Raw genomic sequence first — 16,027 nt, 5'->3', positions numbered from 1 at the left:
ATGAGAAAAAAATTTTTTGAACCTACTATTGGACGAATAAAACAAAATATTGAAGATCTTGCGCAGATAGTTGATAAACAAGCTCCTGGATATACGAGAAGGCCTTTTACGAAATGGCAGCAAGAAAGTCGGGAATGGCTGACTCGTGAAATGGAGGCGGCCGGTCTTGAGGTGTATATTGATGCGGCGTCCAATTTAATTGGGAAGCTTGAAGGGGAAAATAATCTTTTGCCTCCTATCATGCTTGGTTCGCATACGGATTCAGTCATTGGCGGAGGTCGTTTTGATGGCATTATTGGTGTTGTTGCTGGAATTGAAATTGCTCGTCAACTGAAAGAAAAAAACCTGCATTTAGAGCATACATTGCTTGTCGTAGATTTTACGGCTGAAGAAGCAAGTGAATTTGGCATCTCGACCATCGGAAGCCGAGGAATGGTTGGAAATTTAACAGAAACTGATTTAAATCGAGTAAATGACGAAGGAAAAACATTAAAAGAAGCTATTGAATCAATAGGAGGCCGTCCTGATGACATATTGCCAGATGCACGCCAAGCTGGAGAAATAGCTTTGTACTTGGAATTGCATATTGAACAAGGCCCAGTCTTGGAGCAATGTGACAAAGAGCTCGGGGTGGTTACGGGAATTGTCGGAATTCAGCGCTTCCGAGTAAAAGTGGAAGGTATGGCTAATCATGCAGGTACCACGCCTATGTCAATGCGAAAAGATGCCTTAGCTGCTGCAGCAGAATTAGTTTTAGCTATCGAAGAAATTGCTCAAATCAAATACAGCGAACAAGTAGTCGGAACGGTCGGCCGCTTATTCAATGAACCAAATGGAGCCAATATCGTACCTGGCCGAGTAACTTTTGATTTCGAAATCCGTTCGCTTGATTTAAACGTTTTGAATGAAATGATGGAAAAGTTTAAGGCAGAAGTAGACCGTGTGACAGAAAAGAGGAAGATCGGTATTACGTTTGAGCAGTTATCCAATGCTGAAGCTATTTATATGGATCAAGAAGTAATGATTGGCATTGAAGAAAGCTGCCAGCAAATCGGGAGCACAATGAAACTCCCAAGCGGTGCAGGGCACGATGGCACCCACATTGCCAAAGTGGCTCCTGTGGGAATGATTTTCATACCGAGCAAAGATGGCAAGAGCCATTGTGCCGAGGAATGGTCAGCGTATGAGCACGTTGCCAAAGGAATGCAGGCCTTAGGCAACGTGTTGCTATATTTTGATCCCAGACTGCAAACAAAATCAGAAAATGAGAATTGAGTGAGAGATCAATCAGGAAGTTTTTCAAAAAAAAGCTAATCAGGAAAGAGGAGGAATTCTAGTGGATTTAGGATTAAAGGATAAGTCGGTAATCGTCATGGCAGGAAGCAAAGGGCTTGGCAAAGCAACCGCTTTGGAGTTTGCAAGGGAAGGTGCCAACGTCGTAATCGGCAGCCGAAACGAAGAAGAATTAAAGAAAACCGTTGCCGAAATCAAAGAAAAAACCGGCCATGCGAATGTTTCCTATCAAGTATGCGACGTAACAAAAGTGGAAGACATCAAAAACCTCGTGGCGTTTGCGGCTGAAACAAACGGAGGCGTCGATGTGTTGATCAATAATGCCGGCGGCCCGCCAGCCGGCGGATTCGACCAGTTCACCGATGAGCAATGGCAAAAAGCTTACGAACTTAACCTGCTCAGCTTTATTCGTGCAATCCGGGAAGTATTGCCGTTTATGCGTAAGCAAGGGGGCGGCCACATCCTCAACTTCGCGTCTTCTTCCATCAAACAAAGTCTGGATAACCTGTTATTGTCGAACACATTTCGCGCAGGCATCGTCGGTTTGGCGAAAGGCTTGTCCCAGGAATTCAGCAAAGACAATATCCTCATCAATACGCTAGGCCCGGGAAGAATTGCCACGGACCGCTTAGCCGAGCTGGACCACATGCGGGCTGACAAACTGGGACAGAACTACGAAGAGCTGAAAAGCGCAACCGAAAAAAGCATTCCGATGGGCCGGTATGGACGCCCTGATGAATTCGCCAAACAAGCGGTCTTCCTGTGTTCCGGCGCCAACACTTACGTAACGGGACAGACGTTATTGGTTGATGGCGGGCTTGTTAAGGCACTTTAATCTGTAAATTTTAATGAACAGCTGTAAAAGGCTGCCACTTCCGCATGAAAACGGAGTGGCAGCCTTTTTAAGTGGATTGCGTGGGAGAGGGATCTTAGACTTTCCAGCTCCAAACGTATTACTGTATCTATCGAAAATTGACTTTCAATTGGGATTCCTGCATCATACAATTCAACTTCACTGACAACGGAATTGAAAGGGGGGAGAACACATGGACATGACGGGAAAACCTTGTTGTTCAGCAAGCAGACCGCGCCAAGCACAAGAAAATAAAGGCGGCCTGAAAAATGGATTTCCTGAAAAGAACAGCGAAAAAATCCGTTTCAAAGAAAAAATGATTTTCGTCAACGGCGGAGATTTTTTGATGGGCACGGATAGCGGAGAAGGGCATCCGGCAGACCTTGAAGGCCCTGCACGGAAACAACGGGTGGAGCCGTTTTATCTGGACCGCTATGCTGTGACAAATCAAGAATTCATGCAGTTTATAAAAGAAACCGATTATCAAACAGAAGCCCAAAATTTTGGCTGGTCGTTTGTCTTTGATCAGTTCATTTCCTCGGAAATAAGAGCGGCTGCCCGGCGAGTGGCCGGTACACCGTGGTGGTGCGCAGTGGAAAGAGCTTACTGGTTTCAACCGGAAGGTCCAGGAACCAGTATTGAAAACCGTATGGATCATCCTGTCGTCCATGTTTCATGGACGGATGCCATTGCTTATTGCAACTGGGCAGGGAAGCGGCTGCCGAACGAAGCGGAATGGGAATATGCGGCACGCGGCGGGCTGGAACAAAAAAGGTATCCATGGGGAGATGAGCTGAACTCGGATAACGAATCCCTCTGCAATATTTGGCAAGGGGAGTTTCCTTCTTTGAATACGGCTGCAGACGGCTATAGCGGGACAGCCCCTGCTAGTTCCTTTCCGCCCAATGGATTCGGTTTCTTTAACATGTCGGGAAATGTTTGGGAATGGTGTTCGAATGCCTTTTCAGAAGTTCAAAATTCAGCAGGCAGCCGAATGCAAGATGCCTCAGGGCAGTACGAAGCCAAGGCGATGCGTGGCGGCTCTTATTTGTGCCACGAATCTTATTGCAACAGGCACCGTGTAGCAGCGCGTTCTTCAAATACCAGTGATAGTTCAGCTGGCAACATTGGCTTCAGGTGTGCAGTGAGTGTATAGCAAAAAGAAGGAGGCATTTCTCGAATGGAAAAACCGAATATCTTATTGGTCATCTCGCATGATACAGGCAGACATTTAGGAAGCTACGGGCGCAAAGTAGAGACGCCGGAACTCAACAGAATGGCGGAAGAAGGAATCCAGTTTGACAATTACTTTTGCACACAGCCGCAATGCAGCCCAAGCCGTGCCAGTATCTTAACCGGACAATACGGGCATAACCATGGGCTCATCGGCTTGACGCATTTAGGCCATACCATGAAAAGCGGAGTCAAAACCCTTCCTTCCGAGATGAAAAGAGCGGGATACGGCACGTGGCTCTTCGGTTTTTTCCATGAATCGATAGACGGTATTTACGAAGGGGAAAAACTGGGCTATGACCATGTCGTGAAAGTCCCAGGAAATGCGGCAGAAAAAGTAACGGATCGAGTGGAGAAATTTTTACTCGAACGAGTGACAGCCGGCGATGGGTCTCCTTTTTATGCGTCAGTCGGATTTGAAGAAACCCATCGCCCTTTTGATAATTTTGAGCCAGATCCTATTGATGAAGTGGAAGTTCCGCCTTACTTGCCTGACACAAAAAAAGTACGGGAAGATATCGCACGCTTTCAAGGATCTGTAAAAGAACTGGACCGTGCGCTCGGCAGGATCAGAAAAGTGCTGGAAAAAACCCAACTGGATGACAACACCCTTTTGATTTATACGACGGATCACGGCATTGCTTTTCCACGAGCCAAAGGGACGCTGACGGATGCGGGGCTGGAAACGGCTTTGATCATGAAGTTGCCGAAGGGGATGGAGCGAAAAGGAATCAGGCAAAACGCGCTCTTGTGCAACATCGATTTGATGCCGACTCTGCTGGAATTTGCGGGTGGAGAGATTCCGGCTGGCATTGACGGGAAGAGCTTTCTGCCGTTGATCAACGAGGAAAGCTACAGCGAACGGTCGCATTTTTTCTGCGAGCTGACGTGGCATGATCGATATCATCCGATGCGAGGCGTGCGGACTGCCAAATACAAATACATCAGAAACTTTGAAGATGGCCCGAAAGTGTATCTGCCATTCGATATTCATGAAAGCTTATCCGGGCAAGCGGTCAGAAAAGGATATTATGTTCCCAATGCAAAAGAAGAATTGTATGACTTGGATGCGGATCCACAAGAGCAAACCAATCTCACGAAAAGCAGCGAACACCAACGGATTTTGCAAGAGCTGCGGGGGGAAGTCGAGCAATGGATGATAGAAACGGAAGATCCCTTGCTGTCAGGCCCTGTCGAAGGGCAAGAGGCAGAAGAGTGGGAAAAAGAAATCCGTGATGGCAATGTCTATAAGCCGTGAAGTAAATCCGGAAAATGAATAAGCAGAATTCTTTCGACGCTAGCCGTTGTGGAATTCTGCTTTTTGTTTTACCTATTTGATTTTCTTGACTATTCAAATTTGAGACTCTATAATGAAAGAATGAAAGCGCTTTCCATAAATATGCCAGAAATTCATTTATTTTAAAAGGCAAGCGTGTTTGAAGAGAAGCTGGAAATGTTTCTCAAAAAGCAGCTTGAATATTTTTTTCCGAAAAAACTAAAACGTTTTCGTAAAAGCGAAAGGAGGCAGCTGCAATGATGGATTACTCGACTGGAACCGGTGATTTGAAAGACTGGATTGTGGCAGATACAGCCTTCTCAGTCGATTCGCTGGGCAAAAGCGAAGCCGTTATGATGCTCGGGAATGGCTATATGGGCTTGCGTTCCGCAGCAGAAGAACCGTACATACGAGAAAAGAGAAATTTGTTCATCAATGGAACGTTCAATAAATCACAGGAAAATGAAGTGACCGAGCTGCCAAATGCAGCGGACGTCACCCAGTTGGACATCCGGGTCGACGGCGAATGCTTCAGCCTGGAACTGGGGAAAACAACTGAATACATCAAGGAGCTCAATTTAAAAACAGCCGAACTGACGCGATCGTTTGTATGGGAATCGCCGAAAGGCAAAAAGCTGCGGTTTCAATTCAGCCGTTTCGTATCGCTCGCCGACTTGCATGTGATTGCGATGAAGGTTGAAGTGGAAAGCCTGAACGATTCAGTGGCCATTTCTTTTACCAGTGGCATCAATGGACGGATGACCAATTCAGGGGCCCAACATTTTCTTGAAGGCGAACGGAGAATACTGGAAGACCGCTTTATTCAACTGGATCAGAAGACCAGCGAATCGGGTGTGGAGATGGTGTTCAATGCCGTACATAATTTCAGCTTAAATGGCGTGGCGATTACGCCGGCTGCAGACAAGGACATGGGGCGCCGGAAAGTGTGGATGGCGTATGATTTCCAACTTGAGCCGAATGACAAACTGACAATGGAAAAATTGGCCACAGTGCATACGAGTCGGGACAGCATTGACTCAAAGGAGCCGGAAAATTTCCAGTCCTTGCGCGAAGGGTCACTTCTTGAATTGCAGCAGCATGCAGAAAAAGGCTACGACGACTTGTTCCGTCAGCATTGCGAGGCATGGCAGGAAAAGGTCTGGGACAAGTACAACTTGGAAGTGGAAAGCGATCATGCGTATGATCTTTTGGCGCTCCGGTTTTCACTGTATCATTTGACGGCGATGCAGCCGCCTCCCGCCCAAGAGCATTTGGGCGTCGGAGCGAAAGCGATGAGCGGAGAAGGCTATAAAGGCCATACGTTCTGGGATTTGGAGATTTTCGTCTTGCCGTTCTTCATTTATTCCAATCCTGCAGCGGCAAGGTCCTTGCTCACCTACCGGTATCACGGCCTTGCAGGAGCCCGCAGGAAAGCGATCGACAATGGCTATGCCGGAGCGATGTATCCCTGGGAAATGGCGTGGCCGGAAGATGGCGAGACGACGCCGGTGTGGGGAGATATTGACATCGTGACAGGAGCGCAGTCGAAAATCTGGTCGGGTTTTATCGAACAGCATATTTCGGCGGACATCGCTTTTGCAGTGTATCAATACGAGAACGTGACAGGCGACCTCGAATTCATGGAACGCTGCGGCTACGAAATGGTGTTCGAAACCGCGAACTTCTGGTCTAGCCGGCTGGAATGGAACGCGGAGGGGAACCGCTATGAAATCCGCAACATCATTGGCCCAGACGAGTACAAAGAGCATGTGAGCAATAATGCTTTCACCAATTACATGGCGTATTTCAATTTGAAGCTTGCGGAACGCTACGCTGAAGAGCTTTCAGTCCAGAATCCGCAGCTCCTCCAAACATTCGGTTTGGGAGATGCCCGTCAGGACTGGAAAAACAAAGCAGAAAGTCTGTATTTGCCCGAGCCGCGCGAAACGGACTTGGTCATTCCGCAAGACGATACGTATTTGCAGCTTCCGGAAATCGACCTCTCGAAATACAAAAACCAAGCAAAAGTGAGAACGATTTACCGGGACTTCAATTCACAAGGGATCAACGGCATCCAAGTGACCAAGCAAGCGGATACGGTATTGATGTTTTACTTGCTGGAGCAGACATTCCTTCGCGAAGATGCCCGCTTGTCGAATGCATCGAAGCTGGCAAACTACCGGTATTATGAGCCACGGACCTTGCACGATTCTTCGCTGAGCCTGGCAGTGCATGCTGTTGTCGCGAACGATCTCGGAGAATCCGATACGGCATACTCCTTGTTCCGGCAAGCGTGTGACATCGACCTCGGTGAAAAAATGGACACTTCGGATGACGGAATCCATGCAGCGGCAATCGGCGGGATTTGGACATCGGCGGTGTTCGGCTTTGGCGGTGTCCGTTTCTCGGAAGAGATGCTGCAGATCAATCCAAGGCTGCCGAAGCACTGGCGCCGGATGCAGTTTGCAATTTGCTGGCAGGGTACGGCATTAACACTCGAAATCACCCGAAACTCACTCAAAGTCACCGCACACGGTGGAAAGGCGACATTTGAGGCAGGCGGGCAGATCTACAATGTGCACGGCGTGATCGAACTGCCGATCGGCAACGGGATAGCGATCGATTCACGATAATCAAGGCAGTAATAAAATGATCTAATCATTTTATTTACTATATAACAACCAATTCAAAGGGGGCATTACACATGGTGTTTAACAAGAAGTTCATGACTGGCGTAGCTTTTGCTGCGATGATGACAGGCCTGGCTGCATGCAGCGGCGGCGAAGAAGCAACTGAAGGCGGAGGAGAAGGCGGCGGCGAGAAGATCACGATTTTCCAGACAAAGGTGGAAATTTCCGATCAGCTTGAAGCAGCGGCAGAAACTTATACGGAAGAAACTGGCGTAGAAGTGGAAGTTATCGGAACGACCGGAGATGACTATCTTCAGCAATTGCAAATCCGTTTGAATAACGGAACGGGACCTTCAATCATGAGTTTGCAGAACTCTACTGTAGCTGAAAGCTTGAAATCGTATGTACATGACTTAAGTGACGAAGAATTCGTCAGCAATATCGCACCGAACATGGCGTTGGAGCTTGATGGCAAAGTAGTTGGCATTCCGTACGGCGTAGAAGGATTCGGACTTGTCTACAACAAAGATTTGGTTAAACCGGAAGACATCAAAGACTTTGAATCATTCACCAGCACATTAGAGAAATTCAAAGCAGAAGACATCAATGGCTTAGGCTTATCATCAGAAGATTATTTCCTGATCGGCCATATCAGCAACTATCCGTTCTCGCTTCAAGAAGATCCAGAAGCATTCATGGACGGCTTGACTAGCGGAGATGTAACAATGGCAGAAACAGAAGAATTCCTGCGTTTCGGCGAATTCATGGAATCGATCAGAGAAAACACAGCAAGCCCATTGGGTGTTGCTTATGACCAGCAAGTCGGTGATTTTGCAGCTGGTAAAACAGCAATGATCCACCAAGGCAACTGGGCATCTAGCTTGCTTTCAGATTTCGAAGTGGATTTTGAAGTCGGCATGGCTCCATTCCCGCTTGAAGGAAACACGAAGCAGGCAGTAGGCGTCGGCAGCAACTGGGCAGTCAACTCTGAAAAAGAACCGGAAGAAATCGAAGCAGCTGTTGATTTCCTTGACTGGTTGCACACAAGCGAAACTGGCAAGAAAATCATCGTAGAAGAGTTCGGATTCATCCCGGCGATGACGAATATCGAAGCCAATGATTTAGATCCATTGTCTCAGGCAGTATTTGAAGCTTCAAACAGCGGCAATACCATTCCATGGTCGCATAACTACTACCCGGCGAACCTGGTGCCAAATGACTTTGCACCAGCTGCTGAAGAATTCTTTGCGAATCCAGACATGACAGGCGAAGAATTTATCGGCAATTTGGATGCAGCTTGGCAGAACGCTGTAAAATAAGTGTACGAACGATGACCTATAAATAAAGAGAGCACGCCTTTGCAGGCGTGTTCTGCTTTTTCTCAACGAAAAGACCTTTAACCAACGGAAAGAGGGGATGGACGTGGCAAACAAGAAGAATATCGGCTGGTATCTGTTATTTACGTTACCGCTGCTCATTATTTTTACAATCATTGTCGTCATTCCGTTTCTAATCGGAATCTATTATGCATTTTTTGAGTGGGATGGGATTAATGCCAACCCGAAAGTGTTCGTCGGCATGGATAATTTCCTGGCCTTGTTCACGGATGGGCGGTTCATGAAATCGACCTGGCTGACGGTGCTGTTTACCGTGTTGTCCGTTCTTACGGTGAATATAGTGGGGCTCGCGTTTGCGCTGCTTGTCACCTCGAAGCTTAAATTGGCAAATCTGGCACGGACCATGTTTTTCATGCCATACCTGATTGGCGGCCTGATTTTAGGCTATATCTGGCAGTTTGTATTTTTGGACGTTTTTACCTTTATCGGCGAAGTGACCGGGCTCGAGCACATCTTTTTCAATTGGCTGGTCAATGAGAATTTCGCCTTGTTTGCCCTGGTATTCGTCTTTACATGGCAGATGGCAGGCTACGTTATGATCGTCTATATCGCAGGAATCCAAGGGGTGCCTGGTGAACTGATCGAAGCGTCAAAAGTTGACGGTGCCAGCCCTTGGCAGCGCTTGACACGGATCACCTTCCCGTTGCTGATGCCTGCATTTACAATCTCTTTGTTTCTTACCCTATCGTATGGCTTCAAGATCTATGACGTCAATTTATCATTGACGGGCGGAGGGCCGGCGAATGCTACAGAGCTTTTTGCAATGAATATTTACAATGAAATCTTTGGCTACGGAAATTACGGATACGGACAAGCAAAAGCCATCCTGTTCTTCGTAATTATCTCAGCCGTTACATTGACCCAAGTTTACCTAACGAAGAAGCGGGAGGTTGAAATGTAATGCGCATACTAAGCAAATGGTCGAAAGAGATCTTACTGACGCTGGTTGCTTTGATCTTTTTGTCTCCCATCTACATCATTATCGTCAACTCGTTCAAGACACGGCAGGAATTGTACGAAAGTGCGTTAGCCCTTCCTGAACAATTCAGTTTCCAGTATTACACAGAAGCGATGGAACAGATGGATTTCGTCAACGCGTTTATCAATTCGATGTTTGTCACGATTGTTTCCGTGGTGTTCATTGTCATCTTGTCATCGATGACGGCATGGATGCTTGCCAGATCCGGCAACCGCATCAGCACCCTCATTTTCATGACCCTTATTGCCACGATGCTGATTCCGTTTCAGACACTGATGATGCCGCTTATGCAGCTGGTTACAGGGATTACAAGAGATTTCGGCATTCCGCTGTACAATACGCTCGGCGGCCTGGTTTTCATGAACATCGGCTTCAACGCAGCTCTTTCCGTTTTTCTTTACCACGGCTTTATCAAATCAATCCCGATTTCGCTTGAAGAAGCGGCAACGATTGACGGGGCTTCAAAATTCGGCGTGTTCTGGCGGATCATTTTCCCGATTCTGACACCAATTACAGCGACCGTCATGATTTTGAATGTCATCCTGATCTGGAATGACTTCTTATTGCCGTCATTGACACTGGTCGACAAAGGGCTGCGGACGATTCCGTTGTCTGTCTTCTACTTTTTCGGAGAATTTACAATTGAATGGAACTTGGCCATGGCCGGCTTGACCTTAACGATTATTCCGGTTGTCATTTTCTATATGCTTGCTCAGAAATACATCATCAAAGGAATTGGAGAAGGGGCTGTTAAATAAGCCCTTTTTCATTAGGAGGCGGAAACATGCAGGATACGAACGGGCTTTTGGGCGTACTTTATACAGCAAGCGAATGGTTTTTGAAGATGGCGGTCGTCAATTTCTTGTGGTTTTTAATGGGCATCCCATTATTCACTGCTTTTATGGTCATCGACATCAGCAACGCAGCTGGAATCGTGCTGTTTGGCGCTGCTGTCCTGTTGTTTACGCCTCTTTTGTTTTTTCCGGCGACGGCCGCTGTCTTTGCGTCCGCGCGGGATTGGCTGCTTGATAACGATACGTCTTCAGTGAAGATGTTCGTTTCCCATTTAAAGGCGAATTACAAAGAAAGCGTGAAAATGGGTGTGCCGTTTGCGGCCGTTTGGCTGATTTGGTATTTCGGATTTTTTTATCTCCGATCGGGAAGCGGTGCCCTCGATTTGTTGTTTCTGATTACGGGACTGGCTTTGTTCGTCTACACCGTTAACTTCTTGTCCATCAGCGTCCATTACCGCATGAGCGGCATGGAACGCGTGATGAATGCATTTTTCGTGTCAACCGGCAGCCCGCTGCTGGGTTTGTTCATCCTGCTCAGCAATGGCGTGCTCATTTGGGTCAGCGTTACGAAGCTCTTATTGCTTTTGCCGCTATTGACCGGTTCCTTGAGCGCGTTCCTGTCGTTCTCGGCATTCTACAGCTTTACGCTGCGTGTCAAAAACAAACAGGCAGCCAAAACGGCTAGCTGAAACGGCGTTGTGCCTCCATAAATTCATGTAGGAAGTGAAACAGCGAATGTCCACAATAAAAGATGTTGCCAAAAAAGCGGGGGTATCCGTCAGCGTCGTTTCCAAAGCGTTCAATAATTATGCCGATGTCAAAGAAGAGACACGGCAGCGCGTTTTTGCAATCGCGCAGGAATTGCATTATTCACCGAATCTCAATGCCAAAAATTTATCGTCCAAAAAACACACAACAATTGGGCTGATTTCTTCCGGCGTGCTCAATGACAATGAAAATGACAGCAATGCGTTCAATATATTCAAAGGCGTCTACCAGGAAATTTCAACCAGCCGTTTTGAGTTGTCGATTTACCTGACCGATTCCCAGCAGCAAAAACACCAAAGCTACATCAGCTATTGCCGCGAACGAAACATCGGCGGCGCGATTTTACAGGGCATCCGGACAGACGACCAATATTACAAAGAGCTGATCGGCTCCAGCCTGCCGTGCGTCGTGCTCGATATCATGGCCGAAACGGAAAATGGGCTGATTGGCAGTGTGTCCATCGACAACGCCCAAGCAACAAATGAAATGGCTGTCTATTTGCTGGAACGCCATCACCGCAAGCTGGCGGTCATGGCGGGGACGCGGCAAACCTACGTCAATTCAGAACGCATGAAAGGCTTGGCAGAAGCACTCGAACAATATGGCATGAACCTTAGCCATGTCGATGTGTTGGAAGCTTCTTTTTCGGAAGAAAAGGCGTATGAGCTGGCGAAAGCGTATTTGCAGGAAAACCAGCCGACTGCTTTTCTGTGTTTCAGCGATTTAATGGCGTTCGGGGTCATGAAGGCCGTGAAAGAAGCAGGCCTGAGGATTCCGGAAGACATCTCGGTCACGGGGTTTGACGACCTTGTGCTGAGCCGCTATACACAACCGCCGCTTACGACAATCCGGCAGAATTTCGTGGAAATCGGAAAATTATCCGCCCGTTTGCTGCAAGACATCATCGACGGCAAATTGGAACGGCAGCATATCTGGGTTCCGCACGAATTGATGGAGCGGGAAAGCGTGCAGCTTTTGCCGGCGGAACCCGCAGCGGAAAAAGAAAAGAGGGAGATTACATGACACATACACCGAAGCTTTTTATCTACGACCTGGACGGCATCCTGACCGATACCGCCGAATTTCATTTTTTGGCGTGGCAAAAACTGGCCGAAGGACTCGGCATTTCATTTGACCGCGCATTCAACGAGCAGTTGAAAGGCATCAACCGCATGGATTCGTTGGACCGCATTTTGGCGCTGGATCCTTCGGTCGGCGCGCTGTCAAACACGGAAAAGCTGAAACTGGCGACGCAAAAAAACGAGTATTACCTGACGCTGATCGAAGAAATTACACCTGCCCATATCCTCCCGGGCATGGTGGCTTTCTTGGATGCCAATAAAAAAACCGATGCCAAGATTGCACTGGGCTCGGCCAGCAAAAATGCGCCGGCCATTTTGGAGAAACTGGGCCTTGCCGGTTATTTCGATTACATAGTAGACGCAGGAAAAGTGGAAAAAGGAAAACCGGACCCGGAGACATTCACTGCCGCGGCAGATGCACTCGGGATCGACTACCGGGACTGCATCGGCATCGAAGACGCCAGTGCGGGCGTCGAAGCAGTCAACCGGGCCGGCATGTTTTCAGTAGGCGTCGGCGATGAAAATCATTTGTCGCACGCAGATTATTTGGTGGCGGACACTTCTGACTTGATGTTTGAAGAAGTGATTCGGCAGTTTGAAAAGAAAAAAGCCGGCTTGTAAAGGAGTGGAAGCATGACCTGGACATTAACGAAGTTTGAACTCGATAATCCGAATCTTTTGGTGAACGAAAGCCTGCTGTCTTTGGGCAATGGCTATTTGGGCGTCAGAGGGAATTTTGAAGAAGGCTATACCGAAGGATTCAAATCGATCCGCGGAGCGTATATCAATGCGTTCCATGATGAAACAGAAATCACCTACGGCGAGAAATTGTACGGCTTCCCGGCGACGCAGCAAAAAGTGCTGAACGTCATCGATGCGCAAACCGTCGAAATCTACTTGGATGGGGAACGGTTTTCTGTATTCGAAGGAGAAGTGGTTTTTTGCGAACGCAAGCTGCACATGGATGCTGGCTTTGCTGAACGGATCGTCCACTGGATCTCACCGCAGGGCAAAGAAGTGAAAATCCATTTCAGGCGCCTGGTGTCGTTCGTAACAAGAGAATTGTTTGCGATCGATGTGAAAGTGGAGCCGATTACGCCGATCGGTGAAGTGAAGATCGTTTCCACGCTCAACGGCGACGTCTCCAACTACGTTGATAAAGAAGATCCGCGCCTCGCGTCGGGCCACACAAAACGCCTTCACGTCACAGACGTGCGCCAGGAAGGGCGTGTCAGCATCGTCAAAGACACGACCTACCAGACGAAGTTGGAAGTGGCGTGTGTCTCCGCAACGGTGGTCCAGTCAGAAGGCTATGAATACACCAGCCAAGTGACGGACGTAAGTGTCGAAGAAACGTTTGTCTGTGCCGGCAACGCGCCTATAGGGTTCACCAAATACACCGTTTATACGGATACGCTGCGCCACGGCGACGACGTCACCGGCAAAGCGCTGGAGACCTTGGACCTTGTGCAGAGCAAGCCGTTTGATGAGTTGCTGACTGAGCAGAAAGCGTATCTGGACAATTATTGGGCGATCTCGGACATTGCGATCGATGGCGATGAAAACGTTCAGGAAGGCATCCGCTTCAACCTGTACCAGCTCCTGCAATCGGTGGGCAAAGATCCGGCGAGCAACATCGCCGCGAAAGGCCTGTCCGGCGAAGGCTACGAAGGGCATTATTTCTGGGATACGGAAATCTACATTTTTCCGGTGTTCCTGATGACCAATCCGGCCATCGCCAAAAATTTGCTGCTGCACCGCTACTCGATCTTGGACAGCGCGCGTCAGCGGGCAAAAGAAATGGGCCATGAAAAAGGCGCATTGTTCCCGTGGCGCACGATCACCGGTCCGGAAAGCTCGGCATTTTTCCCTGCCGGCACGGCGCAGTACCACATCAGCGCGGACATCGCCTACAGCTATATCCAGTATTATTTGGCGACAAAAGACGAAGCGTTCCTGAAAGATTATATGGCGGAAGTGCTGTTCGAAACGGCGCGTCTGTGGGCGGACACGGGGCATATGCAAAACGGCGAGTTCCGTATTGACAGCGTCACCGGCCCCGATGAATACACGTGCATCGTCAACAATAATTATTACACGAACGTCATGGCGAAACACAATCTGCTGTGGGCAGCCAAAGTCTTCAACCTCTTGAAAGAAGAGGACAGCGAGCGGCTGCAGCAGCTCACCGGAGCGCTGGAGCTGTCGGAAACGGAAGTGGCCGGCTGGCAGAGAGCAGGCGACACCATGTACCTGCCGTACGACGAGACGCTCCAAATCAATGCACAGGACGACAGCTTCCTGAAAAAGGACCGCTGGGATCTGAAAAACACGCCGGCTGAAAAATTCCCGTTGCTGTTGAACTACCATCCGTTGACCTTGTACCGCTACCAGGTGCTGAAACAAGCCGACACCGTGCTTGCGCATTTCCTGTTGGAAGACGAGCAGGATGTCGAAACAATGAAAAATTCCTATGATTATTACGAAGCGATCACCACACACGATTCGTCGCTGTCTTCCTGCGTCCACAGCATCATGGCGTCCAAACTGGGCTATCACGACAAAGCCTATGCGTATTTCAATGAAACAGCGCGCCTGGACTTGGAAAATACGCACGGCAACACAAAAGACGGCCTACACATGGCGAACATGGGCGGCACGTGGCTCGGCATCGTCTACGGCTTTGCCGGATTGCGGCTGAAAGAAAGCGGCTTGTCGTTCACGCCTGCGCTGCCAGCCGAATGGAATTCCTACGAGTTCCGGCTGCAATACCAGGGACGCTTGCTGAAAATCCACAAAGACCGGGAAACAGCCAGCTACACCATCCTGCAAGGCGACCGGCTTGAAATTCTCCACAACGGCGAAGCGCTTGTTCTGGAAAGTGGGAAAGAAACGATTGTTAAGTAAAGAGAAAATCGATTAGTAAAAGAATAAATTCTTCTTTAACCGCATACTTAAATGGCCATCCTCATGGAAATCAATCGATTACGGGGATGGCTTTTGCTTTTCTTGGAATATTCAAGCCGCAAAAACTGTATACTAAAGGATAAGACTACAAATGGCACAGCCATTTGCACTGGAGGAATTACCGCATGAACAAAAAAGAACTGGTTCTAGCTATTTCACATAAAACCCAATTGTCCAAAGACCAATCCGCGAAAGCGTTAAACGAAATTCTGTCAGCACTCACGGCAGCGCTCGCAAAAGGCCTGGAAGTGAAGATTAACGATTTTGGCGCGTTCCAAGTCACATCAAAAAGCGAGCGCAAAGGCCGCAATCCGCAAACCGGTGAAGAAATCACTATTGCTTCGTCCAAAGCGCCTCAATTCAAAGCGGCGAAAGTGCTGAAAGACATCGTCAACCAGCGCGACTTTATCGAGAATTTCGTGTCTGCAGGCAAGATAACGGAACCCGAAGCGGAGATTTTAAGGTTCGTAATGGCAGAAACCCGCAAAGCCAAAGAAGCGAACGCCAATCCCGATGAGCTGGCGATTATCGAAACACAGAAAATCGCCGATGCAGTCAATTTGGATTTTCGGGAATCGGAGATCATCGCAAACCGCTTGATTAGCAAGCGGATTTTGAATACGGAAGTGTATACGAGCCAGATTGATAGTGTGTTTTTGAGAGGGAATTATCGCAAATACCTTTAAATAAAAAAACAAGGCTTTCTAATTTCTTAGAAGCCTTGTTTTTTTTTATTTTACTTAAACCTTAATCCA

At 48.2% G+C, this 16,027-nt stretch carries 13 protein-coding genes; all 13 read left to right on the top strand.

Annotation, left to right across the window (positions count from 1 at the left end; all coding sequences use genetic code 11):
• The 13 genes from ertE (at window position 1) to AC4EHJ_RS09610 (ending at window position 15,958) form a co-directional block, all read left to right on the top strand.
• Complete coding sequence (gene ertE / locus AC4EHJ_RS09670) at window positions 1-1,275, top strand: N-carbamyl-l-glutamate amidohydrolase ErtE (RefSeq protein WP_490975349.1); 1,275 nt, start codon at window positions 1-3, stop codon at window positions 1,273-1,275.
• A 61-nt stretch (window positions 1,276-1,336) separates the two neighbouring features.
• Window positions 1,337-2,128, top strand: coding sequence for an SDR family oxidoreductase (locus AC4EHJ_RS09665; RefSeq protein WP_490975348.1), 792 nt, complete (start codon window positions 1,337-1,339; stop codon window positions 2,126-2,128).
• A gap of 211 nt (window positions 2,129-2,339) precedes the next feature.
• Complete coding sequence (locus AC4EHJ_RS09660) at window positions 2,340-3,302, top strand: formylglycine-generating enzyme family protein (protein WP_490975347.1); 963 nt, start codon at window positions 2,340-2,342, stop codon at window positions 3,300-3,302.
• 24 nt (window positions 3,303-3,326) lie between these two features.
• The gene (locus tag AC4EHJ_RS09655; RefSeq protein WP_490975346.1) at window positions 3,327-4,637 is read left to right on the top strand and encodes a sulfatase family protein; all 1,311 of its coding nucleotides are present in this window, start codon (window positions 3,327-3,329) and stop codon (window positions 4,635-4,637) included.
• Window positions 4,638-4,912: 275 nt separating this feature from the next.
• Window positions 4,913-7,288, top strand: coding sequence for a glycoside hydrolase family 65 protein (locus AC4EHJ_RS09650; protein ID WP_490975345.1), 2,376 nt, complete (start codon window positions 4,913-4,915; stop codon window positions 7,286-7,288).
• A gap of 71 nt (window positions 7,289-7,359) precedes the next feature.
• A complete protein-coding gene (locus AC4EHJ_RS09645; protein WP_490975344.1) occupies window positions 7,360-8,604 on the top strand; it encodes a sugar ABC transporter substrate-binding protein in 1,245 nt (414 codons plus the stop codon).
• Window positions 8,605-8,701: 97 nt separating this feature from the next.
• Complete coding sequence (locus tag AC4EHJ_RS09640; RefSeq protein WP_490975343.1) at window positions 8,702-9,583, top strand: carbohydrate ABC transporter permease; 882 nt, start codon at window positions 8,702-8,704, stop codon at window positions 9,581-9,583.
• Window positions 9,583-10,419, top strand: coding sequence for a carbohydrate ABC transporter permease (locus tag AC4EHJ_RS09635; protein ID WP_490975342.1), 837 nt, complete (start codon window positions 9,583-9,585; stop codon window positions 10,417-10,419). The genes AC4EHJ_RS09640 and AC4EHJ_RS09635 overlap by 1 nt, the downstream gene beginning before the upstream one ends.
• Before the next feature lie 26 nt (window positions 10,420-10,445).
• Complete coding sequence (locus AC4EHJ_RS09630) at window positions 10,446-11,144, top strand: YesL family protein (protein WP_490975341.1); 699 nt, start codon at window positions 10,446-10,448, stop codon at window positions 11,142-11,144.
• Window positions 11,145-11,190: 46 nt separating this feature from the next.
• The gene (locus AC4EHJ_RS09625; protein WP_490975340.1) at window positions 11,191-12,246 is read left to right on the top strand and encodes a LacI family DNA-binding transcriptional regulator; all 1,056 of its coding nucleotides are present in this window, start codon (window positions 11,191-11,193) and stop codon (window positions 12,244-12,246) included.
• Window positions 12,243-12,926, top strand: a complete 684-nt coding sequence (pgmB, locus tag AC4EHJ_RS09620) for a beta-phosphoglucomutase (RefSeq protein WP_490975339.1) — start codon at window positions 12,243-12,245, stop codon at window positions 12,924-12,926. Before AC4EHJ_RS09625 ends, pgmB begins: the two co-directional genes overlap by 4 nt.
• Window positions 12,927-12,938: 12 nt before the next feature.
• The gene (locus AC4EHJ_RS09615) at window positions 12,939-15,212 is read left to right on the top strand and encodes a glycoside hydrolase family 65 protein (protein ID WP_490975338.1); all 2,274 of its coding nucleotides are present in this window, start codon (window positions 12,939-12,941) and stop codon (window positions 15,210-15,212) included.
• A gap of 185 nt (window positions 15,213-15,397) precedes the next feature.
• Window positions 15,398-15,958, top strand: coding sequence for an HU family DNA-binding protein (locus AC4EHJ_RS09610; RefSeq protein ID WP_490975337.1), 561 nt, complete (start codon window positions 15,398-15,400; stop codon window positions 15,956-15,958).
• Window positions 15,959-16,027: the final 69 nt, after the last annotated feature.

The sequence above is a fragment of the Planococcus sp. TJ-301 genome (assembly GCF_058268475.1).
Note: the sequence above shows the minus strand (reverse complement) of the source record. Positions and strands in the feature narration are given on the sequence as shown.

Bases quoted from the DNA above. Each gene is read 5' to 3' on its own strand.
- ertE (WP_490975349.1), top strand. From the start codon at position 1: ATGAGAAAAAAATTTTTTGAACCTACTATTGGACGAATAAAACAAAAT.
- AC4EHJ_RS09660 (WP_490975347.1), top strand. From the start codon at position 2,340: ATGGACATGACGGGAAAACCTTGTTGTTCAGCAAGCAGACCGCGCCAA.
- AC4EHJ_RS09655 (WP_490975346.1), top strand. From the start codon at position 3,327: ATGGAAAAACCGAATATCTTATTGGTCATCTCGCATGATACAGGCAGA.
- AC4EHJ_RS09650 (WP_490975345.1), top strand. From the start codon at position 4,913: ATGATGGATTACTCGACTGGAACCGGTGATTTGAAAGACTGGATTGTG.
- AC4EHJ_RS09645 (WP_490975344.1), top strand. From the start codon at position 7,360: ATGGTGTTTAACAAGAAGTTCATGACTGGCGTAGCTTTTGCTGCGATG.
- AC4EHJ_RS09640 (WP_490975343.1), top strand. From the start codon at position 8,702: ATGGACGTGGCAAACAAGAAGAATATCGGCTGGTATCTGTTATTTACG.
- AC4EHJ_RS09635 (WP_490975342.1), top strand. From the start codon at position 9,583: ATGCGCATACTAAGCAAATGGTCGAAAGAGATCTTACTGACGCTGGTT.
- AC4EHJ_RS09630 (WP_490975341.1), top strand. From the start codon at position 10,446: ATGCAGGATACGAACGGGCTTTTGGGCGTACTTTATACAGCAAGCGAA.
- AC4EHJ_RS09625 (WP_490975340.1), top strand. From the start codon at position 11,191: ATGTCCACAATAAAAGATGTTGCCAAAAAAGCGGGGGTATCCGTCAGC.
- pgmB (WP_490975339.1), top strand. From the start codon at position 12,243: ATGACACATACACCGAAGCTTTTTATCTACGACCTGGACGGCATCCTG.
- AC4EHJ_RS09615 (WP_490975338.1), top strand. From the start codon at position 12,939: ATGACCTGGACATTAACGAAGTTTGAACTCGATAATCCGAATCTTTTG.
- AC4EHJ_RS09610 (WP_490975337.1), top strand. From the start codon at position 15,398: ATGAACAAAAAAGAACTGGTTCTAGCTATTTCACATAAAACCCAATTG.